The organism is Methylobacter sp. BlB1 (assembly GCF_015476545.1).
Classification (GTDB): domain Bacteria; phylum Pseudomonadota; class Gammaproteobacteria; order Methylococcales; family Methylomonadaceae; genus Methylobacter.
In genome coordinates this window covers 1-24,406 of record NZ_JADMKV010000007.1, presented here as the reverse complement: position 1 = coordinate 24,406, position 24,406 = coordinate 1, and the positions used below count along the sequence as shown (strand labels likewise).

The following is a 24,406-nucleotide window of genomic DNA, read 5'->3' as shown; positions in this document are numbered from 1 at the left end:
AGGTTATGACGACTGGTATTCGTGCCTCATTTTTTGGCGTCTACTGTAACCGATGTTCCGGCCACAGGACTTCATGTTTTCTCGTCGAGTGGGATATTTATCTCGCTCCACGTGGGTAATAATTTTTTAATTTGGCCGGAAATTAATGAATAGTTAAATATGAACGATATTGAAAAAGGTTTGATCGCTAGACATGCTCGATTGCATCTTCACAACGCAAATGAGGCAGAAACTAGAAAAAAATTGATAGATCGAATATTGGAAGATGTGCTTGGATGGACTGATGATGATATTTCCTATGAAGAGCGCGTTTCAGAAGATGGTGCAACAACATACGCTGACTATATTATTAGAACAGCCAACACATCTTTTCTAATTGAAGCAAAAAGAGTTGGGGCAAGCTTTAGCTCTATTCCGCAAAGCAAGAAGTTAAAACTATCTGGGCAAATAATGAAAGATGATATAGGGCAAGCAATCCTTCAAGCGAGGGATTACTGTCGTAAGATGTCTATTCCGTTTGCGGTAGTCACCAACGGGGCCATTTGGCTTATATTTCCAGCAGTAAGGACTGATCAAGTATCGTTTGCCGAATCAAATGTTATTGTCTTTGATTCTCTAGAGAGAGCATTAGGTGAGGAAATTGGGCATTTTAAGTCTTTACTATCCAGAGATGGAGTGATCGATGGCAATCTGGCTATTGAATTACTCGGAAGAAACATAGATCAAATTGAGGAACGTAGATTAAATTGTTTTTTTAAGGGAAATTCTACAAAACTTCCTAATCCGATTTATCCACTGATTGAGAATGCGGTTCTTACTGCATTCTCTGATTCTATTGTGGAAGCAGATACTGAATTGTTGGAAAAATGTTATGTAAAAAATCCAGATAGGACTAAGTTTGACAATAGAATTCAAATGCATCTGAAAAAAAGTGAATCTCTATTTGCTACTCAGCCAAAAAGACCAATGAGAAAGAAAGATTCTGCTGCATTGAGTGACTCTCTTAATTCAGCATTGTCTTCTTCTCGTCCTTTAGCAATTTTAATCTTAGGCACAGTAGGTACAGGAAAAACTACTTTTTTACAATACACAAGGAAGGTAACAGCTGGGAAGTTTTTTGAGAAATCAAATGATAAAGCATATCCTCACTGGATAGATATTGATTTTCGAGACTTCTCTAAAAATGAAAGTCCGATAAGCTTTTTGTATAAATGTTTATTTGAGTATCTAAAAAAAGATGATTTTTTCAAAGAATACAATAGGTCGATACGGTCAGCATATAGAGATGAGATAGAGTCCCTAAAGACTGGGCCTATGTTTCTTGTCGCCAAAAATCAAGACGAATTTGATAAGAAAATATCCGAACTTATAATGGCTGATTACACAAATATAGAGCCATATGTTGATAAGTTACTTGCATACGGAACAAGAAAAAGCCCCATATTTTTAGTAATAGATAATGTTGACCAGTTTGAAGATGAAAGCGTTCAGTCGAATATATTCTCTGACGCAATTGCGTTAGCTAGCCGACTGAATCTTAATCTAATAATGGCAATGCGTGAATCTACGTATGTAAATCATCGCAATTCGCCTACTTTTAATGCGTTTGACTTCGATCCACTTCATATTGAACCGCCTGAAATACCAGCAGTTTTATCAAGAAGATTTTTTATGGCGGGAAAACTTTTATCAAACATATCAGGTGAATTCAAGGCATTAAACGGAGCCAATTTTAAGGTTAGCGATTTATCGGTATTTATTGAGATTGTTCGAAGTTCGGTTTTAGGAACTGAAGTTGGTTCAAGAATTGATGTTCTTTCTAATCATGATGTTCGATTAGCATTGAGAATGACAAGAGAGTTCCTTGCAAGGGGGTATACTGATCCAGCTAAAGCATTAAATACGTATCAAAGAGATGGACGTTACACTTTGCCAAGACAAGAGGCATTTCGTTCAATTTTGCTTGGGAATCAATCCGTCTATAGCGAAAAATATTCGGTTATCGGAAATCCATTAGATTCCAGACTTGGAAGGTCAAATGGCGAGCTATTGAGACTTTTTGTTTTATCGGCTCTAGTTAAATTGAACAGTGAAAACGGTTCCAACTTTCTTGACGCACCAACTATTAGAGATCGTTTAAATTCTATTGGTTATTCGGAGACTGATACATTAGATGTATTGTCAGATTTGTGTGAGTTAAGATTTATTCATACCTCATCACATGGAAAAGCCTCTCTTGCGAGTAGTTATTATCCAAGTAGACTTGGCGGGCATATTGTTCGTAACTTGCTTGGGGATTTTACGTTTGTTGAAAATATAATGATGGATACGTTTATATCGGATAAGACAGTTTGGGATAAGCTAAAAGATATTTCTCAAGCTATAACTGAAGAGCGAAATGTTGTAGAAAAAATAAAATTGAGGGTCAATAGAACTAGAGCCTTTTATGAGTTCATGGAGTCTCAATACGAGCCGATTTTGAGTGAAGCTAGCAAGAGGGGATTAGAATCAATTTGGCTAGGTAATCCCCTCAAAGAAATGCGCCATGCACTTGAAGAGAATTTAAATGCAGCAATCTCTTCCGCTGAGAAAAACTACGGAAAATGACTTTAAGAATCAATAGGGCATAGGACCAGTGTCGTTGATTTAATAAGCTGTGTTTTACCAACGATCAATTTATTCAGCCCTTATTGATGTACTTCGACACGGAGCCAACACAATGAAACCTCTATTGCCCGTTATCGAATCTCAGGCGCTGTTGCAAGATATTCGCCAACTCATAGATGAAAGCCGTTCCAGGCTCGCTGTTACCGTCAACTCGGCATTAAGCTTGCTGTATTGGCACATAGGTCAACGCATCCGTTCCGATATCCTAAAAGGTGGACGCGCAGAATACGGCCAACAGATTTTGCCGGGGTTATCGTCCAAATTAAGCCTTGAATACGGGCGAGGATGGAGCGAACGCAATCTGGCTTACATGATCCGCTTTGCCGAAGTGTTTCCTGATGCCGATATTTTGCAGACACTGTGTGCAAAATTGAGCTGGAGCCACTTTCGGCAACTTATCGCGATTGACGATCCGCTCAAACGCGATTTCTATGTGCAAATGTGCCGCACCGCAGGTTGGAGTACACGTCTGCTGCAACAGCGTATCGATTCCATGCTGTTCGAGCGCACCGCCTTATCAAAGAACCCCGAACAGACCATTGCTGCCGAACTGGAACAACTGGCGAAATCGGACGCCTTAGAGCCTTGTCTGTTATTTAAAGATCCCTATGTGCTGGATTTTTTGCAACTCAATGACCGTTACCTGGAAAAAGACTTGGAAGACGCCATCCTGCGCGAATTGGAAAACTTCCTGCTGGAGTTGGGCGCGGGTTTTACCTTTGTAGCTCGCCAGAAGCGCTTGCAGATCGACAATGACGATTTTTACATCGACCTGTTGTTTTACAACCGCCGCTTGAAACGGTTGGTGGCTATTGACCTGAAATTGGGCGAATTCAAAGCTGCTGACAAAGGCCAGATGGAGCTCTACCTGCGCTGGTTGGCAAAATACGAGCAGGAACCCGGCGAGGCCTCGCCGTTAGGTATTATCCTGTGTAGCGGTAAAAAACAGGAACAAATCGAATTGCTGGAATTGGATCAGGCCGGCATCCATGTCGCCGAATACCTGACCGAACTGCCGCCCAAAGCGGTGCTGCAACAAAAGCTGCATGATGTTATCCGTAGCTCTCGGCAACGATTGGGCGGCGACCAATTGGATAGTAACCAATGATTTCTGGCGAATTTCTGTTGTACGAAATTGAAGACGGTAAAACCCGAGTTGAATGTCGGTTCGTGGAAGACACGCTATGGCTAACACAGGCGCTGATGGCTGAACTGTTTTAGAAGGATGTGCGAACCATTAATGAGCACTTGCAAAATATTTACGAGGAAGGTGAACTGGAGCCGGGACGAACTATCCGGAAATTCCGGATAGTTCGTCAGGAAGGTCCGCGACAGGTCAATCGCAACATCGACCATTATTTTTTTGTCACGATTTCTGAAATTTGTCATTATTTGCGTCATTTTTCAAATTATCTATGGCAAATAAAATAGAAAAATGCTTAAAAATCAATATCCTTTAATCACTGACTACGACATTTAATAAATCATGCTAACTTATCCGAATATCGATCCGATCGCCATCAGCATCGGCCCTTTGAAAGTTCACTGGTACGGCCTGATGTATCTGCTAGGCTTTGCCGCGGTCTGGGTGCTGGGCAAAAAAAGAGCCGAAAAGCCGTGGTCGCCGATCAGGCCCGAGGCGATAGAAGACCTGGTGACCTACGGCGCCCTGGGCGTGATTCTGGGCGGCAGAATCGGCTATATTCTGTTCTACAACTTCGGCGAATTTCTCAATAACCCACTGATTCTGTTAAAGATTTGGCAGGGCGGCATGTCGTTCCACGGCGGCATGCTGGGCGTATTTATCGCGATGTGGCTGTTCGGCAGGAAACAACACTGCACAATGTTGCAACTGACCGACATCATCGCGCCGCTTGCCCCTATCGGCCTGGGCGCCGGCCGTATCGGCAACTTTATCAACTCGGAACTGTGGGGCCGGACCACTGATGTGCCCTGGGGCATGGTGTTCCCGAACGGCGGGCCGCTGCCGCGTCACCCTTCGCAATTGTACGAAGCCTTTCTGGAAGGCGTCGTGTTATTCGCGATTCTGTGGATTTACACCAGCAAGCCCCGGCCGACCATGGCCGCGACGGGACTGGCCGTCATGCTGTACGGCTGCTTCCGGTTTTTTGTCGAGTTTTTCAGAATGCCTGATGCGCATATCGGCTATCTGGCCCTGGACTGGGTCACGATGGGGCAGATCCTGTCTACGCCCATGATCATCATCGGCGTCTTGATGTTTTATTTTGCCCATAGAAAAGTCCATGCAACAGTATCTTGATCTGCTCAATAAAATTCTGAAGGAAGGGAGCCTGAAAGGCGACAGAACGGGCAGCGGCACATTGTCGATTTTCGGCCATCAGATGCGTTTTGCTCTGGATCACGGCTTTCCGTTGGTCACGACTAAAAAAGTCCATCTGAAATCGATTATCCATGAATTGCTGTGGTTTCTGAGAGGCGATACGAATCTGGCTTATCTGCATCAGCATAAAGTCAGCATCTGGGATGAATGGGCCGACGAGCAGGGCGAATTGGGGCCTGTGTACGGGCGGCAATGGCGCTCGTGGCCGACTCCTGATGGCGGGCATATAGACCAGATCCAGCAGGTTGTAGATCAACTGAAAGAGACGCCGAACAGCCGGCGCATCATCGTTTCGGCCTGGAATGTGGCCGAACTGCCCGATGAGCGCATCAGCCCGCAGCAGAATGTTGCGCAGGGCAAGATGGCTCTGGCGCCCTGCCATGCGTTTTTTCAGTTCTATGTGGCCGACGGCAAGCTGTCTTGTCAGCTCTACCAGCGCAGCTGCGACACGTTCCTGGGAGTGCCGTTCAATATTGCCAGTTATGCGTTATTGACGCATATGCTGGCTCAGCAGAGCGATTTGGCAGCCGGTGATTTTATCTGGACCGGTGGTGATGTGCACCTTTACCTGAATCATCAGGAGCAGGCTAAGCTGCAATTGACGCGTCAGCCTTATGCGCTGCCGACGTTGAAAATAAAGCGCAGGCCGGCATCGATATTTGATTATCAGTATGAAGATTTCGAGATTGCCGATTATCAGGCGCACGAAGCCATTAGAGCGCCGATTTCCGTGTGAGCTGGGTTGATAGCCCAGCATTTCCAGTGGCTTATGCCGGGTTTAAAGCAAAGCTTCGACCCGGCCTACACATGCTCGCAGGCCACATCCCGATCGATAAAGTCCATGATCTGCCGCTCGTCGCTGAAATTGCCGTAGGCCAGCAGCAGTTTCACATAGGCCGTCTCCAGCGACATGTTCCAGATCATTTCCGCGCCTTCCTGCAGTAATTCGCGCGTGCTTTCGTAAGCGTTGTCGGATTTGACCGCCGGGGCCAGATAGACTTTGATGCCGCGCTCTCGGCATTGTCTGATGAAGGCCAGCAGCGAAAACTGATCACCCCATTGCGTCGAGGAACAGGCCGTGCCGGAATGGTATAAGTCGTGCAGCACCACATCGACCGCATCGAGATTGATATAGCGGTAATCCAGCCCCGGATACGGCCTGATCAGCAGCACGCGCTTGGAGAAATCGGCTTTCAGCGCCACAGGCTGGCGCAGTTTTTCCGTATCCATGAAGCCGTTTCGGGTAAAAGCGCCAGTGACGAACCGGCAATGGCTCTTGCCCTGCACGCTCATGAAATCGCCGCCCAGTTGCAGCGACGACGCCAGGCGCGTGCCCCGGTGCAGTTGCGTGGTCTGGTTGCGGTTGGTGTAAGGGACAAAAACGCCGGCTCCGCGTCCTTGCAGAATATACTCAACGGCGCAGATGAAATTGGGCAGGCCGTTGGCGTGGGGATCATCCAGCGGGCTGTCGCTGGAAACGAGCAGAATCGGAATGTCCAGCGCATTGAAATACAAGCCGAGCGCCGAGGCGGTGAAAGCCAGCGTATCGGTGCCGTGCGTGATGATGACGCCGTCGTAGCGGTCAATATCTTCAGCCTCAATGACGGCGATCAGCTTTTCCCAGACCACCGGCGCGAGGTTCTCGCTCAGGATCTGCATGGGCTGGACGCTGTGGAAACTGATCTGTTCCCGGCTGGCGTGGTGCTTCTGAAACAACTGGATCAATTTGTACGGCGCCGCATCGGAGGTGTTGATGGTGCCTCCGACCGCCGTGGAGCCGATGGTTCCACCTGTGAATACAACCAGAATATTTTTCATAGTATGATGCAGTGTTTTATTAATAATACCTTAAAGAATATCAAAGCGATTTGCGCATTCAAATGAAAATATCACTTATCGTCGCGATGGCGAGCAACCGCGTCATCGGCATCAATAATCAACTGCCGTGGCACTTATCGGCCGATCTTAAACGCTTCAGGCAAATCACTATGGGTTCGCCTATTTTGATGGGCAGGAAAACTTATGAATCGATAGGCAGACCTTTGCCCGGCCGCACGAACGTGATCATCAGCAGGGACCCGGCCTATAAGCAGGAAGGCTGCCTGATTTTCAACGATATTGAAACAGCGATAGAAAGTTGCGGTCAAAAGTTCCAGGAGATTTTTGTAATCGGCGGTTCGGAGCTTTATAAAGCGATGCTATCGAGGGCCGATGCGCTTTATGTGACTTTGATCAATAAAGAATTTTCAGGCGATGCTTTTTTCCCGGAAATCGATACCCGGCATTGGACTGAGGTGTCGCGCGAGGATATTGACAACGATCCCGATGCCGGATTCAGCTACAGTTTTATAAAATACGAAAAATCAATAACTTGAATTAATGCTGATAGCGAGGCGGGATTAAAGGGCATAGGCTGGTCTGTTAACCAAATACTATCAGGCATAAGGAAGGGTAAAAATGACTCACTCAATCAATTACGGCAGACGTCAGTTTTTACAGTATTCCGCTTTCGGTGCAGCGGCCGCGATGTTTCCCGAACTGCTGCTGGCCAATCCCAAGTCGGCAAGAAGCAGCCCGACGCCGGGCTTTAAGCCCGATGTGGAAATCGAATTCTCGGCGCGCGAAGTGTTCGTGCCTATTCTGAACAACGGCTCTAAAACCAAGGTACAGAAATACTTCGCAAAATTATTGAAAGGCCCTGAAAACACGGTGCAGTCGTTCGAAGACAACTATTTGGGACCGACTCTCAGTTTTGCCAAAGGCCAGAAAGTCAGAATTTACTTCGACAATAATCTGTTCGAGCATTCGATCATGCACTGGCATGGCCTGCATGTGCCGCAGAAAAGCGACGGCCATCCGATGTATTCGATCGAGCCTGGCGAACGCTTTGTCTATGAATATGAAGTCCTGAACAACGCCGGCACCAGTTTTTATCATTCGCATGCGCATAATTTGACAGGCTCGCAGGTTTATTTCGGACTCGCCGGTTTGCTGAAAGTGACCGATGAGGAAGAAAAAAAGCTGAGCCTGCCGACCGGCGAATATGACCTGCCGCTGGTCATCCAGGACAAGCAATTCAATAGGAACAGCCAGCTGCAGTACGTGCGCGGCATGCACGACCGCATGATGGGTTTTCTGGGCGATACGATTCTGGTCAACGGCAAACCCAATGCCGAGTTTGCCGTCAAGTCGCGCGCTTACAGGTTCCGGGCGCTGAATGGTTCGGCATCGCGCATCTATAAGCTGGGCTGGGATGACGGTACGCCGCTGACGGCGATCGGGACCGATGTCAGTCTGCTGGAAAAGCCGGAAACCAAACCCTATGTCATGCTCGCCCCGGGCGACCGGATCGATTTATGGCTGGATTTCAGCGGCCGTCCGGTCGGCTCGAAACTCGCCATGTACAGCCTGCCTTTCAGCGGGACTATGCCGCCCATGTTTGAGCGCATGCAACGTATGCGCGGAGGCGGTCAAGGCGGCAGGGGCATGATGGGCGGCATGGGCATGATGTCGGGCGGCTTAGGGCAAGGTGAGAAATTTCCGATTGCGATATTCCATGTCACCGAAAAAGTCGGCGATTCCCCCAAACTGCCGGTGCAATTAGTGCGCCGTCAGCGGCTGACCGAAAAAGATGTCGATAACGCCGATAACCCGCTGCCGATTGCGATTACCGAGAGGCATATGAGGCCGCTGGTGAACGGCAGGCCTTTTTCACTGGATGAAGTCATGGAGATTGAGAAGGTCAAAGTGGGTTCGATCAAGAAGATCAAGATCTTTCATCCTCATGAAGAGCATGAGATGGCTTCGCAGACTAGCGGTCATGACATGGAAGGTATGGACCATGGCGGCATGGGCGGCAGAGGTGGAGGCATGGGCATGAGGGATGAGATGGGCGGCGGCATGATAGGAGGTATGATGATGGCGATGGCGCATCCGATCCATCTGCACGGCCAGCAATTCCAGGTTCTGTCGCGCAAAGAGGGGCATGTCGACAGGGAAGACTACGAGACCGTCAGACACGGGTTTGTCGACTCCGGCTTGAAAGATACGGTGCTGGTCATGCCCGGGGAAGAAGTCGAAATCATCAAGCCGTTTCAGGATTTCAAAGGCTTGTATCTTTATCACTGCCACAATCTGGAACATGAGGATCTGGGCATGATGCGGAACTTTTACGTGCACTGAAAGCCGAGGCGGGAGCGATCCTACGTCGCGCTGGCGGGGTGGTTTTAAATCGCGATGTAGGGGCGCATTCACTTGTGCCCCTTGCGGGTATTCGCCCCCACACCTTGTCGCTCGTCAAAATTCGGGAAGTGATTTCTCGCCCTATCCTAAACCTTGCCAGGCTTCCTGGCGCCGGGGCAGTCAATGCTGAAACGCTGCACCTGCCCGTCCAGCTTCAAGGCGGTCAGCTGGCCGCCCCAAAGACAGCCGGTATCGATGGCATAGCAGTTATTGCCTTCATAGTAGCCCAACGTGGACCAGTGGCCGAAGATGATGCGCAGGTTGGCGTTTTTGCGTTTGGGCACCTGGAACCAGGGCATCAGTTTTTCAGGCTGGGAGCCCAAAGGCCCGCTATTGATGAGATCGAGCCGCCCGTAAGCATCGCAATAACGCATGCGCGTGAAGCAATTGAGGATAAACCGCAGTTTGGCCATGCCGGTCAGCGTGGGCGACCAGATGTCGGGCTTGTTGCCGTACATGTGCGTCAGCAGCCGCTGATAATCGGGGCCTCTCAGCGCTCTCTCGGCAAATAAGGCCATTTTCCGGGTCTTGTTGAAGTCCCATTGCGGCGGCAGGCCGGCATGCAGCAGGCAGAAATCGTCGTTGTAATGAAACAGCGGGCGGTGCCTGAGCCAATCGAGCAATTCATCGCGGTCCGGCGCCTTCAAAACCGGCGCCAGCGTGTCGTGCTTGCCGGCCTGTTCCGGCAAGCAGGCCGCGGCCAGCAAATGCAGATCATGATTGCCAAGCACGGTCACGGCGGCATCACCCAGGGCTTTGACAAACCGCAGCGTTTCCAGCGACTTAGGTCCGCGGTTGACCAGATCGCCGGCGAACCAGAGCTGGTCCGTGTTCTCGTTGAAATTGATTGTATCCAGCAGCCGCAATAGCTCATCATGGCAGCCCTGGATATCGCCGATGGCATAGATAGACATTTTATTAATGCAGGGTCCTGGGGATTGATAGTGTGAATCGAGGAATATAGGCATTGAAATCATTGCCGTCATCGGAATGCATCGTGTAATTGCCCTGCATCGTGCCGACCGGCGTCGCTATCATGGCGCCGCTGGTGTAGCTGTAGGTTTCGCCGGGCCTGATGTAAGGCTGTTCGCCGACCACGCCGTCGCCCCTGACTTCCTGGACCTTGCCGTTGGCATCGGTAATCAGCCAGTGGCGCGTCAGCAGCCTGGCAGGGACTTCGCCGGCATTGGTAATGGTGATCGTGTAGGCGAAAACATAGCGGTTCTCATCAGGAGAAGATTGCGCTTCCACGAAACGCGGCTTGGCTTCAACTAATATTTTGTTTTTTTCGCTCATTATTAGATGATATAAATTGATAATGGGGTTATTTGATCGTAACTTACCGCCAAACGCAAGCACCTGTTCCGCATGAAACGCAAAGCCGGCTTTTTTATTCTATCGTTCGCATTGTCCGGCATGGCTTACGCGCAAGATAGCAAAGAACTGTCCGCGGCGGCGATGTCTGCGGCCGATAAGCAAAACGTCATGGCCGGCCAGAAAACTACCCACGAAATCATTTTCAAGCTTCTGCAAGAGGATAGCCTGTCCATCGGGATGCCGGTAAACCGGAGCAGAAGCAATAATTACTAGCTATAGGATAAGACATTGCATATTCACATCTTAGGCATTTGCGGCACATTCATGGGCGGCCTCGCGTTGATCGCAAGGCAGCTGGGCTATCAGGTCAGCGGTTCGGACCAGAACGTGTATCCGCCCATGAGCACCCAGCTCGAACAGCAGGGCATACAACTGATGGAAGGCTATCGCGCCGAAAACCTCGATGGCAAGCCCGATCTGGTTATCATCGGCAATGCCCTGTCGCGCGGCAATCCGGAAGTCGAAGCGGCACTGAACCGGGGGCTTAAATACGTATCGGGCCCGCAGTGGCTGTCGGAGCATGTATTGCAGGACAGATGGGTGCTGGGCGTAGCCGGCACGCACGGCAAGACCACGACCACCAGCATGCTGAGCTGGATACTCGAGCACCAGGGCTTCAAGCCCGGTTTCCTGATCGGCGGCATTCCGCTGAATTTCGGTGTTTCGGCCAGGCTCGGCGAATCTTCGTTTTTTGTCATTGAGGCCGATGAATATGACAGCGCCTTTTTCGACAAGCGCTCCAAGTTCGTCCACTACCGCCCGCGCACGGCCATACTGAACAATCTGGAATACGACCACGCCGATATCTTCCCCGATCTCGACGCCATCAAGCGCCAGTTTCACCATCTGGTGCGCACGGTGCCGGGCGAGGGCCTGATCATCAGCCCCGAGAGCGAAGCCAACATCAACGATGTCCTGGCCATGGGCTGCTGGACGCCGGTCACCCATACCTCGATCGACGCCGATGCGCCGTGGAATGCCCGGTTGATCCAGGCCGACGGCAGCCAGTTCAAGGTATTGCTGAACGGCCAGGAGCAGGGCACGGTCGATTGGACCCTGACCGGCCGGCACAATGTCTACAACGCCCTGTCCGCGATCGCGGCGGCCCAGCATGTCGGCATCCTGCCCGCCGATGCCATAACGGCGCTGGCGAAATTCCAGAACGTCAAGCGGCGCATGGAAGTCATCGCCCGCATCAACGATGTCACGATCTATGATGACTTTGCCCATCACCCTACCGCGATAGCGACGACGCTGGATGGCCTGCGCAAACAGGTCGGGGGCGAGCGCATCATTGCCATCGTGGAGCCCAGGTCCAATACCATGCGCATGGGCGTGCACACGCAAACGCTGGCGCAATCTTTGGGGGGCGCCGATCAGGCTTTGATCTACCAGCCGCCGGGCCTAGGCTGGGATTTGAGCGCGCTGAAAAAATACGCCGGCAATATCGAAATCTGCCAGTCGCTGGATGAAATTATCGCTAAACTTAAATTGGAAGCGCGCCATGGCGGCCATTTCGTGCTGATGAGCAATGGTAGCTTCGGCGGCATCTATCAGCGCCTGCAGCATGAATTGAGTTAGGATTCGGCAATCAATAACGGCGCCTGTGGGAGCGATGCCCACATCGCGACTTGCGGCGGTCTTTAGTCGCGATGTGGGCATCGCTCCCACGGGACCATAAAAACGGGATGTTATTTTTAGCCGAATCCTTAACTATAAATGCCGCGAAGCTTTTGGAGGCTTCGCAGTAAATAAAAACAACATGGATTGACCCGGGAGCGCATCATGAGTCGTATCATCTGGCTGTTACTAATTACGCTATTTCTTTCCCCGGCCGTACCGGCCAAACCCTTGACGCTGGAGCAGGTGCCGGAGCCGCTCAAGCCCTGGGTCAACTGGGTGCTGCAGCATGATCAGGAGCGCATCTGTCCTTTCCTATACAACAGCTATGAGCAAAAACGCTGCAGCTGGCCGACTCAGCTAAGCCTCGATATCACACCTGAAAAAGGCGCGTTCACGATCAGCTGGAAAGTCTATCAGGAAAGCTGGCTCAGCCTGCCGGGCGACCATAACTATTGGCCGCTTAACGTAACGGCTAACGACAAACCGGCGCTGGTCATGGACAAAGACGGCAGGCCGAAGGTTCTGCTCGAAGCCGGCGTTTACGAGATCAAAGGTCAGTTTCTCTGGGACAAGCTGCCGGACAATCTGACCATTCCTGAGGATACCGGACTGATCAGCCTGCATATCAACGGCAACGCCATACAGACGCCCATCATTAAAGACGGACAGCTGTGGCTGAAAGACAGCGACAGCGGCCGGAAAAAGCTCGAAGACCAGCGGGACAGCCTTGATCTGCAGGTGTTCCGTAAAATCATCGATGATGTGCCGCTACAGGTTTTAACGCGCATGGATCTGGAAGTCTCTGGCGCGCAACGCGAAATCAAACTGGCGTTGCCTCTGCCGGAAGGCTTTATTCCGCTGCAACTGCAAAGTCCGCTGCCGGCCCGGCTGGAGCCGGACGGGCAACTGCTGGTCCAGGTGCGTCCCGGCCGCTGGCAGATCGAGCTGCTGGCCAGAAGCGCGGGCGAACTGGACGCGATACCGTTTGCAGTACGCAAAGACTGGCCGGCTGAGGAAGTCTGGGTGTTCAATGCGGTTCCGCAACTGCGCGTGGTTGAAATTGAAGACTTAAGCGCGCTCGACCCAAGCCAGACCAATCTGCCCGAGGACTGGAAAAGTCTGCCTGCCTACCGCATCAGCCAGGGGCAGGCCATGCATTTCAAGCTGATACGCCGGGGCGATCCGGAACCCGAGCCGAACCAGCTCAACCTGACGCGGAAATTGTGGCTGGATTTTGACGGAACCGGTTATACGGTCAATGACCTGATCACGGGTCGCATGACCCGGGGCTGGCGGCTTAATGCCTTGCCCAGGACGCAGCTGGGCAAGGTCATGCTGGACGGCCAAAGCCAGCTCATCACCCGCGATGCCGATAAGCAAGGCGTGGAAGTCAGGCAGGGCCGCATAACGCTGGATGCCGACAGCCGGCTAGCGGACGGCATCGGCACTCTCAGCGCGGTCGGCTGGGAGCAGAATTTTCATAACGTCAATGCCGAGCTGAACCTGCCGCCGGGCTGGCGTCTTTTGGCGGCCTCCGGCGTCGACAACGTGCCGGACAGTTGGATTGCGCGCTGGACGCTGCTGGACTTGTTTCTGGTGCTGATCGCGGCGCTGGCGATCAGGCATCTGTGGAATCCGGCCTGGGGATTGTTCGCTCTGCTGACCTTGGTGATTATCTGGCATGAGCCCGACGCGCCCCATTTTGTCTGGCTCAATATCCTGGCTGCGACGGCGCTGATTAAAGTGTTGCCGCCGGGCAGGTTTTTGAGCTTCATGAACTGGTATCGCGCTGTTACCTGCCTGTTTTTGGTCCTGGCCGCAATCCCGTTCATGGTCGACCAGATACGCATGGGGCTTTACCCGCAGCTGGAGCAGCCCTGGCAAACCATCCTGCCGACGGAGTATCCGGCTACGGCCGCGATGGCGCCGGAAACCATGAACATGGAGGAACAGGCCATGAGGAAATCGATGCCGGAACAGGCTGCATCCGGCGCCGCGGTTGAAAAGGACGAAGCCGTCAACTTCGAGCGCATCGATCCCAACGCCAAAATCCAGACCGGCCCGGGGCTGCCGCAATGGCAATGGACCAAGATCCAGCTGTCCTGGAACGGCGCCGTGGACAGCGGGCAGGAACTGCATTTGTGGTATCAGCCGCCGGTCATGACCATGCTGCTCAATTTTCTGCGCGTAGGGCTGATCGCTGTGCTGGCCTTGCTGATGTTCGGCGTCGCCGAAAAATTCAAATTCAACCTGAAAGCCGCAATGCCGGTACTGCTGGGGTTCCTAGTGCTGCCGATGCTGTCGCCACAGCCGGCCCATGCCGATTTCCCCGATCAGGCCATGCTCGATGAATTGCGCAACAGACTACTGGAAGCGCCCGACTGTCTGCCGGATTGCGCGCAGATTCCGCAGATGCACCTGGCGATCACGGACAAGGCGTTGACGCTGACGTTAAAAATTCATGCCCGGCAAGCCGTGGCTGTGCCGTTGCCTGCCGAATACGAACAATGGTTTCCAAGTCAGGTCTCGGTCGACGGCAAAGCCGCCCAGGGACTTTACCGCAGCGGCAACAGTTTATGGATCAACCTGAGCGAAGGCGAGCACCAGGTGGAGCTGAGCGCTGCGCCACTGCTGAACCGGTTCACGCTGCCGCTGCCGCTGAAGCCGCATCACGTCGCCATTGAAGCGGCTGGCTGGCAGGTCAGCGGCACGCAGGAAGACGGCCGCGTCGACGGCCAGCTGCAATTCAGCCGCGTCAGCCAGGCGCAGGAAGCCGGCAAGCCGGCCCTGGAGCCTGGCGTCCTGCCGCCGTTTGTCAGCATCAAGCGCACCTTGCAGCTGGGCCTGGACTGGCGCGTCATCACGCAGATCAGCAGGATTTCACCGGCCGATTCGGCCGTGGTCATCGCTGTGCCGCTGCTGCCGGACGAATCGGTCACGACGGCGGGCGTGCGCGTAAAGGACAGCAAAGTCGAAGTCAATATGCCGCCGCAGCAGACTTTTATGGAATGGCAATCGGTCCTGAAAAAAACCGGGCAGATCGAATTGACAGCGGCGCCGACAGACCGCTGGCGGGAAATCTGGGCAGCCGATGTCAGCCCCATCTGGCATATCGAAGCGTCGGGCATTGCCATGATCCATCAGAATCATGAAGGGCGCTGGCTGCCTGAATGGCGGCCCTGGCCTGGCGAGAAAGTAACGCTGAAAATCACGCGGCCGCAGCCGGTGGAAGGCCAAACGCTGACTATCGATGACAGCCGGCTCATGATTAAGCCCAGCAAGCGCCTGCAGGAAGCCGAACTGAAAATCAGCCTGCGCAGTTCGCAAGGCGCGCAGCATACGCTGACCCTGCCCGAAAACGCCGTGCTGCAGTCGGTGATGGTAGACGGCGTGATTCAGCCGTTGCGGCAAAAGGGGCGTACGCTGACCGTGCCGATTCATCCCGGCAGGCAGGATATCCTGCTGAACTGGCAGCAGGCGCTTGAAATGGCACCCGTCATAACTACGCCTGAGGTGGATCTGGGGCAGGGCAGCGTCAACACCAGCCTGAGTATGGGCTTGGGCCAGGACCGCTGGGTACTGTTTACGATGGGCCCCGAATTCGGGCCTGCCGTTTTATTTTGGGGCGTTCTGGCCGTCATCGTGATCGTATCGCTGGGCCTGGGAAAAATCCGTTTGACGCCGTTAAAGAGCTGGCACTGGTTTTTGTTGTTGATCGGGCTCAGCCAGATACCGATCGAGTCGGCCGTGATTGTGGTCGCTTGGTTAATGATCCTGGGCTGGCGCTCAGACAGGCCGATTGCGCAGGCCAACTATTTCAATATAATGCAGGTGACCATCGGCCTGTTGACGTTGATATCGCTGAGCCTGTTGTTCGATGCCGTCCAACAGGGCCTGCTCGGATCGCCCGAGATGCAGATTACCGGCAATCAGTCTTCGGCGTTCAACCTGAACTGGTATCAGGACAGAAGCCCATCGACCCTGCCGACCGCAACGCTGATTTCGGTGCCGTTATTCGTGTACCGGCTGCTCATGCTGGCCTGGTCGTTATGGCTGGCCTTTGCGCTGCTGAATTGGCTTAAATGGGGCTGGAAATGCTACTCAAGCGGCGGTTTCTGGAGAAAAAAGCCGGTCAAGCAGGAAGAAGCAGCGGCTGAGCAGAAGAAGTAGCTTTGTAGGGTACGCACTGCGTACCATTTTGTGAGCTGGTTCATCAGAAAAATTTGAAAATGGTACGCGATGCGTACCCTACAATTTTTCCGGCGACATTCTTAATATGAGTTATTCAAGACGATGAGTAATTAATCATGTCGGTTTTCAATTTCCAGCAGTTTTCGGTGCAACAGAAACAGTCGGCCATGAAAGTCTGCACCGATAGTATCCTGTTTGGCGCCATGACGCCCGTTAACGGCGGCGAGCGGGCGCTCGATATCGGCGCGGGCACGGGATTGCTGGCACTGATGGCGGCACAGCTGGGCGCCGGGCACGTGACGGCTGTGGAACTGACTGAAGAGGCTTATCGGGAATGCCGCTTCAATTTCGGAGCGAGCCCATGGGCGGATCGCCTGGAGGCGGTGCATCAGGACATCCAGAGCTTTGCCTTCAAGGCCGGGCGGCCTTACGATCTGGTCATCAGCAATCCGCCGTTTTTCGAAAACCACCTCGGGGCCGAAGATTCGCTCAGGCATACCGCCAGGCATACTGATCAGCTTGGCTATGCCGACTTGATCGAAGTCGCCGATCGCTTGGTGTCGCCGCAGGGGCTGCTGTATCTGTTGCTGCCCGCTCATGCCGTGCCGAAGTTTGCCGCTGCCGCATCGGCGGCAGGTTTCCATCTGATCAGGCAGAACGATTACTCTGGCTTTGCACACAGCAAGGCCAGGGTTGCGGCGCTGATTTTCAGCCGTACGGCTGCTGCGCTGGTAAAGGAGAGGTTGATCGTTTATGAATCTGCGGGCGTTTACACGCAGGCCAGCGAACGCTACTTGTCGACTTTTTTGCTGCGGTTTTTAAAAGAGGGAAAAGCAATCGACACACATCCCTGTGCATCCGATTGATCAGAGGTGTAATCGGATCAGTTGATTACGCGGTGGCCGCGTTGTCTCAGACAGCTGGAGTAAGCTCTTTTGTAGGAATCTCTTGCCTGATAGCCTTGGTAGGCGCCGCCTCCGAGGGCCATTGCCGCCGCGCCTATGGCCGCGCCTTTGCCGGCATCGCCTGTGAGCGCACCTAAAGCCGCGCCGCTGGCGCCGCCGAGCAGACCGCCTACCGCGGCGCCTTTAGCGCCCTCTTTCAGCATGCCGCCGGAGCTTTGGTCCGCGATTTGTCCGCATTCAGCCATGTCCTGATTGAGACGGTAAGCGTTAGGATCATTGTATGCATCGACAGTCGGTGTCCATCCACCGCCAAAGCTGTTCATTACGCCCCCCTGATTGGCGCAAGCTGTGATGAGCGTACTGGCCATGAAAACGATGCCGACGGTTGTTAATTTCTTCATTGTAGTACCTTAGTATTGAGTGATTGTTCGCTTGAAGTTTAGATAATATTTTCTGAATAGCGCATGAATGGCGGCGGCGTAATTTAAACAATAATTATTAGAGTTCTCTTAAAACCAGCAGCGGCGATTTATTAACCACATCCCGCACCCCCCAGTACCCGGCCAAGCCCACGAACAGTGCGCCTATCAGCGGCAGGACAGCCCACAAGTAGATATTGGGCGTATATTCCATATGCATGACCTGCGTATATAAAGTATAGAGGATAATTTCCGAAATCAACACAGCCAGCAAGCCAGATATCAATCCCAGCAAGGTAAACTCGATCAGATGGGTTTTCCTGAGAAACGTACGGTTTGCGCCCAGCGTGCGCATTAAGGCGCCGTCGTAAATCCGATCGTCCAGCGTCGAATAAACCGCTGCGAACAATACAGTGAAACCGGCCAGCAAGGCAAAATACAGCAGGTAATTGATCGCCGCCGTCAATTGGGTCAGGATGGTTTTGAACTGCTGCAGGATCAGATCGACTTCCAGCAGGGTGGTGCTGGGAAATTTTTTTATCAGATCGTTTAAAAAGTTTTTCCGGCTTTCGGGCAGATAAAAACTGGTGATGAAGGTGCTCGGATAATTCTCCAGCGTGCCGGGCGAGAAAATCATGTAAAAGTTGGGCTTCATCGTGTCCCACTGCAGATCGCGCAGGCTGGATACGGTCGCTTCAAACTGCTCGCTGCCGACGGTAAAGGTCAACTTGTCGCCCACTTTGATTTTCAGGCTCTTGGCCAGTTTTTGCTCGACGGAGACCAGTCCGGCCCGGTCCGACTGCCACCAGCGGCCGGCCGTGATTTTATTGTCCTCGGGCAAGTCTTTTGACCAGGTCAGGCTTAATTCCCTGTGCGTGGCGCCTTCGCCCTGCGTGTCCTTGCTGACGATTTGCTGTACCGGCGTCTGGTTGATTTCGACCAGACGCCCCCTGACGACAGGATAAAACCGGCTGCCGGCGATTTGCTGCTGCTCGAGCGTTTGCTGAAATGCCTGCTGCTGATCCGGAAAAATGTTCAGCGCGAAGTGATTGGGGGCATGCTCGGGCAGCTGCTTGTGCCAGTTGTCGAGCAAATCGGTGCGCACGGTGAAGCTGAGCACCATGGCTACCAGCGTCATGCTGAAAGCCAGTATCTGGCTGACGCTGCCCCGGCTGTTCCTGAACAAGCCCTGCAGGCCGAAGCGCCAGATCAGACTCATGTGCGGCAGCAATCGGCGCGACAATATCAGCAAGCCATAAACCAGCAGGCCCAGAAGCAGCAGCGCCAGCAAGCCGACACCGATAATCGTCGCCGTCATTTTGATATCGTCGGTATAACGCCAGATCAGCACCGACATCAGGCCGACGGCCAGACCGTAGATCAGCCACGCGCTGCTCGGCAAAGGCTCAAGATCGCGGCGCAAAACGCGGAGCGCTGAGACTTGTTTCAGGCGCAGGATGGGCGGCAGTGCGAAGCCCAGCAAGATCACCATGCCGGTGATGAAGCCGAAGAAAATTGCCAGCAGTCCGGGACTGGCGACCTGCGCGGGCAGCAGGTTTCTTAACAGATGGAACAGCGCTTCCTGGGCAAACCAGCCCAACAGGCAACCTGTGGCGCTGGCCAGCATGCCCAGCACGATGAACTGGCAACTGTACAGCCAGAGAATTTCGCGCTGCCTGCAGCCCAGGCAGCGCAGTATGGCCGTGGTATTGAAGTGCCGTTCCGTATAGCGGCGCGTCGCCATGGCGATGGCGACGCCCGCGATCAGAATCACGACGATGCTCGACAGGCCCAGATAACGCTCGGCGCGCTCCAGTGCCGAGCCCAGCTCCGGCCGGTCTTCATGAATGTCCATCAGCCGTTGCGATGGATTCAGCTGCGGTTTGACCCAGCGGTTGAAGGCGGCCAGGGACTTGCTGTCGCCGCTGAACTGAAAGAAATAATGCACATGACTGCCGGGCTGTATAACGCCGGAGGCTTCGAGGTCCTGCTGGTTGATCATGACGCGCGGAGAGAAGCTGTAAAAATCGCCGCGCTTATCGGGTTCATAGGTAATGATGCGGCTGACGGTCAGTTTTTTTTCGCCGACGGTCAAGGGATCGCCCAGCTTGAGCTTCAGCGCAGACAGAACGCGTTTGTCGACCCAGGCCGTGCCGGGGGCCGGGCCTTTATCGACGCTCGTTTCGGCCGAGTAATCCGAAGTCGTGGTTTTCAGATGGCCTCGCAATGGATATAAGGCGCTGACGGACTTGACGCCGGCCAACAGCAATTCGTCGTTTTCTATCAGTACGCTGGAAAATTCGACTGTCTGAGCCTGGGTCAGCTTGAGCTGGTTGGCTTTGGCGAGCCAGGGCTCGGGAATCGGGGCCGTGCTTGAGATGATCAGATCGGCCGCCAGAAAATCGGCCGCCTGGACGGTCATCGTGCGCTGCAGGCGGTCGGCGAACAGCGAGATGGCTGTCGAACTCGTGACCGCAATGATCAAGGCCAATACCAGTATGGTCAGCTCGCCGGATCGGCTGTCCCGCCACAATAATCGCAACGCCAAAGTAAAACGGTTCATAGGATACGTCCTGCTTCCAGCCTGATGGTGCGCTGGCAGCGTGCTGCCAGCGCCGTGTCATGCGTGACCAGGATCAGCGTGGTCCGGTTTTCCTGATTCAGCTCGAACAGCAAATCAATGATGTGCTCGCCGGTTTTGCTGTCCAGATTGCCGGTCGGTTCGTCGGCGAACAGAATGGCCGGCTCCGTGACGAACGCCCGGGCCAGGGCCACGCGCTGCTGTTCGCCGCCTGACAATTGCTTGGGGGTGTGCGACAGCCGGTGCGACAGGCCGACCCTGTCGAGCAGGGCCGTGGCCGAGGTTTTGGCGTGCTTGTCGCCGCTGAGCTCCAGCGGCAGCATGACGTTTTCGAGCGCCGTCAGGCCGGGCAGCAATTGAAAGGACTGGAAGACGAAGCCGATCAGTTCGTTGCGCAGGGCCGCCCTGCCGTCTTCGTTCATGACCGTGATGATTTTGCCGTTCAGCGTAATAGAGCCTTCGCTGGGCGTGTCCAGGCCGGCCAGCAGGCTGATCAAGGTGGATTTGCCCGAGCCGGATTCGCCGATAATGGCGATGCTTTCGCCGGCGCTGATGGCTAAATCGATCGAGGACAGGATCTGTAACGGGCCGTCGGAAGTCTGGACCGATTTACCGAGCTGTTTCGTTACTATAAGATGCGTGGATGTTTTATCAGCTTGAGGATGCATAATGATTAGGTTTTTATTTGCCTTGATAGTTTCGCTAATGCCCATGACGGCCTTGGCCGAATCGATTGTCGTACTCGGAGATAGTATCAGCGCCGGCTACGGAATTGAAGTCAAACAAGGCTGGGTGGCTTTGCTGCAGGACAGGCTGGCTCAGGCGAACAGCCCTTACAAGGTCGTCAATGCCAGCATCAGCGGCGATACGACGGCCGGCGGTCTGGCGCGTATAGACAAGATTCTGGCTGCGCATAAACCCGATGTTGTGCTCGTGGAGCTGGGCGCCAATGACGGCTTGCGGGGCCTGCCGCCCAAGCTGATGAAAGACAATCTGGCTGAAATCACGCAGCGCGCCCGGAAAGCCGGCGCAAAAGTCCTGTTATTGAGCATGCGAATCCCGCCGAATTACGGCAAGCGCTATACCGAAATGTTTTATGATGTTTATCCGCAATTGTCGAAGGAACTGGGCGTGCCGTATATGCCTTTTATTCTCGAGGATGTCGCGCTGGTGAAGGAATTGATGCAGCCGGACGGCCTGCATCCCAATGCCAAGGCGCAACCGATGATTGCGGATAAAGTCTGGGAGCATTTGCAGCCGTTGTTAAAGTAGCCCAGGATAACGCGCAAATTGAAGTCTTTGATAATATTGATAATGACCAACCTTGCCTTGGTACTGACTCCAATCATTGGCCGAGACGGAATAATCGCGTTATATTACAGCTAATCCGGTTTACCGATAGCGTAGCCGGCATCAAGGTGTTTTTCTATAACAACAACAGGTATTCAATGAGAGATTTGCCTATGAAACTGACACTGGAAAAAGCCAACCAAATCATACAAGGAGCCACCCGTAAAGCCCGGCAATTAAAGCTGGCGCCGCTGACCGTAGTCGTTCTGGATGAGGCCGGTCATTTAAAAGCCATGCAGAGAGAAGACGGCGCCACCGTGATCAGGCAGCAGATTGCCACAGCCAAAGCCTGGGGCGCGGTCAACATGGGTATTTCATCACGCAGCCTGGAAGCCGTGGCGGAACAGCGGCCGGATTTTATGAGTGCCTTGGTCGGCATGACCGACGGCAGAATCATGCCGGTTCCGGGCGGCGTTCTGATCCGCGATGAGAGCAATAACTTGATAGGCGCGGTCGGCATCAGCGGCGATGTGTCCGATCAGGACGAGCGTTGCGCAATTGCCGGGATAGAGGCGGCGGGATTTATCGCCGGCATTTAGGCTGTTCAGGCACTGCGGCGCCATATAAAGAATGTGTCTGTCTAAGAAGAACACAGAGCCAGACCCTGTGTTCTTCTTAAAGATTGGCCAATTTATTTTAGTTTTATTCGGCCGGTTTGGCTGGCGCCGATTCAGGCACCGGAACTGGTGCGGCGTCTTGAGACAGGGAATGTTTGGGGGCTTGTTCCAGTTTTGCCCGCCGGTTGCCTTCCCCGTAAAGCGTCATGGTTATCATGAACAAAACGGTCGAGATTGCGAGAATCCAGAAACGATCCGGTTTCTTCAGAAAAAATAAAGGCCATTGCGGCTTAATCATGCCGATAACGAAAAAGAGTATCGTCAGGATTCCGATATTAAAAGCGGCGTATATCATCATTGCTGTTTACCCGTTAACTTACATTTGGATGAAGTTGCATTATTATTAATCAAGCGGTTATTTCACCACAGCCGGTTATTTTAAAGGTTTCATCGATTTGATTCCGAAAATTTACTGTGGCTTCATTCAGAACGGCCGCATTTCAAAACCCGGTATCCGGCTTTGCCGGCAAGTGTTCATGAAATGGCACAGAGATGTCAAACAGAGCGCCGGGCAAGTTTTTTCGCAAATAAAAAATAAGGGGGGTGTATGAGTGGGTTTTTCTTAGCGTTACTGGTTTTTGCCGTGGTGCTGGTGTTCATGAGCGTTAAATCCGTGCCTCAGGGCATGGAATATACGGTCGAGCGCTTCGGCAGATACACCAATACACTGACGCCGGGGTTGAATATTATCATGCCGGTCATAGACCGCATCGGTAACAAAATGATTATGATGGAACAGGTCATGGACGTGCCTTCGCAGGAAGTCATCACCAAGGATAACGCCATGGTCACGGTCGACGGCGTGGTTTTTTATCAGGTCATGGATGCTGCGAAAGCCGCTTATGAAGTTAGTAAGCTGGACTGGGCCATCTTGAATCTGGTTATGACCAATATCCGTACGGTGATGGGATCAATGGACCTGGATGAATTGTTGTCGCGCCGCGATGATATCAATGCGCGATTATTGACCGTGGTCGACGATGCCACGACGCCTTGGGGCATCAAGGTCACGCGCATTGAAATCAAGGATATCGCGCCACCCAAGGATCTGGTTGAGGCGATGGGCCGGCAGATGAAAGCCGAGCGCTTGAAACGCGCATCCATTCTCGAGGCGGAAGGCGCGCGGCAGTCTGAAATTCTGCGCGCCGAAGGCGAGAAGCAGGCCGCTATTCTGGAAGCCGAGGGCCGCAAGGAAGCTGCATTCCGCGAAGCCGAGGCCCGGGAGCGTCTGGCTCAAGCAGAAGCCAAAGCGACCTTGATGGTGTCGGAAGCGATCAGCCAGGGCGATATCCAGGCCGTTAATTATTTCGTCGCGCAAAAATACATCGAATCTTTGCAACATATCGCCGCGGCTGGCAACAGCAAGCTGATTTTTATGCCGCTGGAGTCATCGAATGTGATCGGCGCTATCGGCGGCATTTCGGAACTGGCGAAAGAAGCGATGGCGAAAGCCAATCCTCCGGCTTAGAGGTTGCAGCATGGCGGAACTGGAAATTGTTTTTTGGTATTGGTGGGTGGCGGCGCTGATACTGCTAATCATCGAAGTGCTGGCGCCCGGCTTTTTCTTTCTGTGGATGGCGGCTGCCGGGTTCATAACGGGCTGTCTGCTGTTGTTGATGCCGTCCATCAGCCTGGACATTCAGCTGGGTGTATTCTCGGTATTGTCGGTATTGGCCATCGTTGCCGGTCAGTATTATGCAAAAAAGCATCCTATCGTATCGGATCAGCCCTTGTTGAACAGGCGAGGCGCCCAGTATATCGGCAGGGTATTCAGCCTGTATGAGCCGATCGTGAATGGGCAGGGCAAGATAAAAGTCGATGATTCGATCTGGAAGGTACATGGCGAAGACTGCGATATCAATACCAAGGTAAGAATCACGGCTATTCGCGGTATTGTCTTCGATGTTGAAAAAGTCGAATAGCCGTTGAGTTATAAGGGCAACTTTGCTTACGTCTATTTTGGGTAGTCGCCTTTAATTTAAAGCCCAACGTCGCTAAGTTAAGCCGTTCGTGGTGAGCTTGTCGAACCATGAATGGCTTAACGACTTGTTCCGCTCACCCTTCGACAAAGC

General features: G+C 52.9%; 21 protein-coding genes. 14 read left to right on the top strand and 7 right to left on the bottom strand.

The window, feature by feature from the left end:
• Positions 1–159 precede the first annotated feature (159 nt).
• The 4 genes from IT781_RS04485 (at position 160) to thyA (ending at position 5,765) form a co-directional block, all read left to right on the top strand.
• Entirely contained in the window at positions 160–2,607 is a 2,448-nt protein-coding gene (locus IT781_RS04485) for a P-loop NTPase fold protein (RefSeq protein WP_194968942.1), read from the top strand.
• A gap of 112 nt (positions 2,608–2,719) precedes the next feature.
• The gene (locus tag IT781_RS04480; protein WP_194968941.1) at positions 2,720–3,775 is read left to right on the top strand and encodes a YhcG family protein; all 1,056 of its coding nucleotides are present in this window, start codon (positions 2,720–2,722) and stop codon (positions 3,773–3,775) included.
• Positions 3,776–4,153: 378 nt separating this feature from the next.
• Positions 4,154–4,948, top strand: a complete 795-nt coding sequence (gene lgt / locus IT781_RS04470; protein ID WP_194968940.1) for a prolipoprotein diacylglyceryl transferase — start codon at positions 4,154–4,156, stop codon at positions 4,946–4,948.
• Complete coding sequence (gene thyA / locus IT781_RS04465) at positions 4,932–5,765, top strand: thymidylate synthase (RefSeq protein WP_228778925.1); 834 nt, start codon at positions 4,932–4,934, stop codon at positions 5,763–5,765. Before lgt ends, thyA begins: the two co-directional genes overlap by 17 nt.
• A 65-nt stretch (positions 5,766–5,830) precedes the next feature.
• Here the strand turns inward: thyA and IT781_RS04460 are convergent, their stop codons facing one another.
• Positions 5,831–6,847: an asparaginase gene (locus IT781_RS04460; protein WP_194968939.1), complete on the bottom strand. Its 1,017-nt coding sequence runs from the start codon at positions 6,845–6,847 to the stop codon at positions 5,831–5,833.
• 62 nt (positions 6,848–6,909) lie between these two features.
• Between IT781_RS04460 and IT781_RS04455 the strand changes: the two genes are divergently transcribed.
• Positions 6,910–7,404 carry a dihydrofolate reductase gene (locus IT781_RS04455; protein ID WP_194968938.1) on the top strand — a complete coding sequence of 165 codons (495 nt, stop codon included), beginning with the start codon at positions 6,910–6,912 and terminating at the stop codon, positions 7,402–7,404.
• 82 nt (positions 7,405–7,486) lie between these two features.
• On the top strand, positions 7,487–9,211 hold the full coding sequence (locus IT781_RS04450) for a multicopper oxidase family protein (protein ID WP_194968937.1): 1,725 nt from the start codon (positions 7,487–7,489) through the stop codon (positions 9,209–9,211).
• A gap of 146 nt (positions 9,212–9,357) precedes the next feature.
• Here IT781_RS04450 and IT781_RS04445 read toward each other — a convergent pair whose 3' ends face one another.
• The gene (locus IT781_RS04445; protein WP_194968936.1) at positions 9,358–10,185 is read right to left on the bottom strand and encodes a symmetrical bis(5'-nucleosyl)-tetraphosphatase; all 828 of its coding nucleotides are present in this window, start codon (positions 10,183–10,185) and stop codon (positions 9,358–9,360) included.
• 4 nt (positions 10,186–10,189) lie between these two features.
• The gene (apaG, locus tag IT781_RS04440) at positions 10,190–10,567 is read right to left on the bottom strand and encodes a Co2+/Mg2+ efflux protein ApaG (protein WP_194968935.1); all 378 of its coding nucleotides are present in this window, start codon (positions 10,565–10,567) and stop codon (positions 10,190–10,192) included.
• A gap of 72 nt (positions 10,568–10,639) precedes the next feature.
• Between apaG and IT781_RS04435 the strand changes: the two genes are divergently transcribed.
• The 4 genes from IT781_RS04435 to IT781_RS04420 all read left to right on the top strand — a co-directional run bounded on the left by IT781_RS04435 (position 10,640) and on the right by IT781_RS04420 (position 17,328).
• Entirely contained in the window at positions 10,640–10,861 is a 222-nt protein-coding gene (locus IT781_RS04435; protein ID WP_194968934.1) for a hypothetical protein, read from the top strand.
• A 15-nt stretch (positions 10,862–10,876) separates the two neighbouring features.
• Positions 10,877–12,229, top strand: a complete 1,353-nt coding sequence (gene mpl, locus IT781_RS04430) for a UDP-N-acetylmuramate:L-alanyl-gamma-D-glutamyl-meso-diaminopimelate ligase (RefSeq protein WP_194968933.1) — start codon at positions 10,877–10,879, stop codon at positions 12,227–12,229.
• Between the two features lie 204 nt (positions 12,230–12,433).
• Positions 12,434–16,441, top strand: a complete 4,008-nt coding sequence (locus IT781_RS04425) for a hypothetical protein (RefSeq protein WP_194968932.1) — start codon at positions 12,434–12,436, stop codon at positions 16,439–16,441.
• Positions 16,442–16,578: 137 nt separating this feature from the next.
• Positions 16,579–17,328 (top strand): tRNA1(Val) (adenine(37)-N6)-methyltransferase, encoded by a 750-nt coding sequence (locus IT781_RS04420; RefSeq protein ID WP_194968931.1) that lies wholly within the window; start codon positions 16,579–16,581, stop codon positions 17,326–17,328.
• Between the two features lie 17 nt (positions 17,329–17,345).
• Here the strand turns inward: IT781_RS04420 and IT781_RS04415 are convergent, their stop codons facing one another.
• The 3 genes from IT781_RS04415 to IT781_RS04405 form a co-directional block, all read right to left on the bottom strand.
• Entirely contained in the window at positions 17,346–17,768 is a 423-nt protein-coding gene (locus IT781_RS04415) for a glycine zipper family protein (protein WP_194968930.1), read from the bottom strand.
• A 97-nt stretch (positions 17,769–17,865) separates the two neighbouring features.
• Positions 17,866–20,349 (bottom strand): ABC transporter permease, encoded by a 2,484-nt coding sequence (locus IT781_RS04410; RefSeq protein WP_194968929.1) that lies wholly within the window; start codon positions 20,347–20,349, stop codon positions 17,866–17,868.
• Positions 20,346–21,035, bottom strand: coding sequence for an ABC transporter ATP-binding protein (locus IT781_RS04405; RefSeq protein WP_194968928.1), 690 nt, complete (start codon positions 21,033–21,035; stop codon positions 20,346–20,348). The genes IT781_RS04410 and IT781_RS04405 overlap by 4 nt, the downstream gene beginning before the upstream one ends.
• Before the next feature lies 1 nt (position 21,036).
• Between IT781_RS04405 and IT781_RS04400 the strand changes: the two genes are divergently transcribed.
• Both IT781_RS04400 and IT781_RS04395 read left to right on the top strand, forming a co-directional pair.
• Entirely contained in the window at positions 21,037–21,639 is a 603-nt protein-coding gene (locus IT781_RS04400; RefSeq protein WP_194968927.1) for an arylesterase, read from the top strand.
• Between the two features lie 191 nt (positions 21,640–21,830).
• A complete protein-coding gene (locus IT781_RS04395; protein WP_228778924.1) occupies positions 21,831–22,256 on the top strand; it encodes a heme-binding protein in 426 nt (141 codons plus the stop codon).
• 103 nt (positions 22,257–22,359) lie between these two features.
• Here the strand turns inward: IT781_RS04395 and IT781_RS04390 are convergent, their stop codons facing one another.
• Positions 22,360–22,632, bottom strand: coding sequence for a hypothetical protein (locus IT781_RS04390; protein ID WP_228778923.1), 273 nt, complete (start codon positions 22,630–22,632; stop codon positions 22,360–22,362).
• A 249-nt stretch (positions 22,633–22,881) separates the two neighbouring features.
• Between IT781_RS04390 and IT781_RS04385 the strand changes: the two genes are divergently transcribed.
• Both IT781_RS04385 and IT781_RS04380 read left to right on the top strand, forming a co-directional pair.
• A complete protein-coding gene (locus IT781_RS04385) occupies positions 22,882–23,802 on the top strand; it encodes an SPFH domain-containing protein (protein WP_194968926.1) in 921 nt (306 codons plus the stop codon).
• Positions 23,803–23,812: 10 nt separating this feature from the next.
• Entirely contained in the window at positions 23,813–24,256 is a 444-nt protein-coding gene (locus IT781_RS04380; protein ID WP_194968925.1) for an NfeD family protein, read from the top strand.
• Positions 24,257–24,406 lie beyond the last annotated feature (150 nt).

What these genes read in the sequence shown, in the direction of transcription:
- IT781_RS04445 (WP_194968936.1), bottom strand. Translation starts at nt 10,185, where the DNA reads ATGTCTATCTATGCCATCGGCGATATCCAGGGCTGCCATGATGAGCTA.
- lgt (WP_194968940.1), top strand. Translation starts at nt 4,154, where the DNA reads ATGCTAACTTATCCGAATATCGATCCGATCGCCATCAGCATCGGCCCT.
- IT781_RS04420 (WP_194968931.1), top strand. Translation starts at nt 16,579, where the DNA reads ATGTCGGTTTTCAATTTCCAGCAGTTTTCGGTGCAACAGAAACAGTCG.
- IT781_RS04450 (WP_194968937.1), top strand. Translation starts at nt 7,487, where the DNA reads ATGACTCACTCAATCAATTACGGCAGACGTCAGTTTTTACAGTATTCC.
- apaG (WP_194968935.1), bottom strand. Translation starts at nt 10,567, where the DNA reads ATGAGCGAAAAAAACAAAATATTAGTTGAAGCCAAGCCGCGTTTCGTG.
- IT781_RS04480 (WP_194968941.1), top strand. Translation starts at nt 2,720, where the DNA reads ATGAAACCTCTATTGCCCGTTATCGAATCTCAGGCGCTGTTGCAAGAT.
- IT781_RS04385 (WP_194968926.1), top strand. Translation starts at nt 22,882, where the DNA reads ATGAGTGGGTTTTTCTTAGCGTTACTGGTTTTTGCCGTGGTGCTGGTG.
- IT781_RS04395 (WP_228778924.1), top strand. Translation starts at nt 21,831, where the DNA reads ATGAAACTGACACTGGAAAAAGCCAACCAAATCATACAAGGAGCCACC.
- IT781_RS04460 (WP_194968939.1), bottom strand. Translation starts at nt 6,847, where the DNA reads ATGAAAAATATTCTGGTTGTATTCACAGGTGGAACCATCGGCTCCACG.
- IT781_RS04400 (WP_194968927.1), top strand. Translation starts at nt 21,037, where the DNA reads ATGATTAGGTTTTTATTTGCCTTGATAGTTTCGCTAATGCCCATGACG.
- IT781_RS04390 (WP_228778923.1), bottom strand. Translation starts at nt 22,632, where the DNA reads ATGATGATATACGCCGCTTTTAATATCGGAATCCTGACGATACTCTTT.
- IT781_RS04485 (WP_194968942.1), top strand. Translation starts at nt 160, where the DNA reads ATGAACGATATTGAAAAAGGTTTGATCGCTAGACATGCTCGATTGCAT.
- IT781_RS04405 (WP_194968928.1), bottom strand. Translation starts at nt 21,035, where the DNA reads ATGCATCCTCAAGCTGATAAAACATCCACGCATCTTATAGTAACGAAA.
- IT781_RS04425 (WP_194968932.1), top strand. Translation starts at nt 12,434, where the DNA reads ATGAGTCGTATCATCTGGCTGTTACTAATTACGCTATTTCTTTCCCCG.
- IT781_RS04380 (WP_194968925.1), top strand. Translation starts at nt 23,813, where the DNA reads ATGGCGGAACTGGAAATTGTTTTTTGGTATTGGTGGGTGGCGGCGCTG.
- IT781_RS04455 (WP_194968938.1), top strand. Translation starts at nt 6,910, where the DNA reads ATGAAAATATCACTTATCGTCGCGATGGCGAGCAACCGCGTCATCGGC.
- IT781_RS04410 (WP_194968929.1), bottom strand. Translation starts at nt 20,349, where the DNA reads ATGAACCGTTTTACTTTGGCGTTGCGATTATTGTGGCGGGACAGCCGA.
- IT781_RS04435 (WP_194968934.1), top strand. Translation starts at nt 10,640, where the DNA reads ATGAAACGCAAAGCCGGCTTTTTTATTCTATCGTTCGCATTGTCCGGC.
- IT781_RS04415 (WP_194968930.1), bottom strand. Translation starts at nt 17,768, where the DNA reads ATGAAGAAATTAACAACCGTCGGCATCGTTTTCATGGCCAGTACGCTC.
- thyA (WP_228778925.1), top strand. Translation starts at nt 4,932, where the DNA reads ATGCAACAGTATCTTGATCTGCTCAATAAAATTCTGAAGGAAGGGAGC.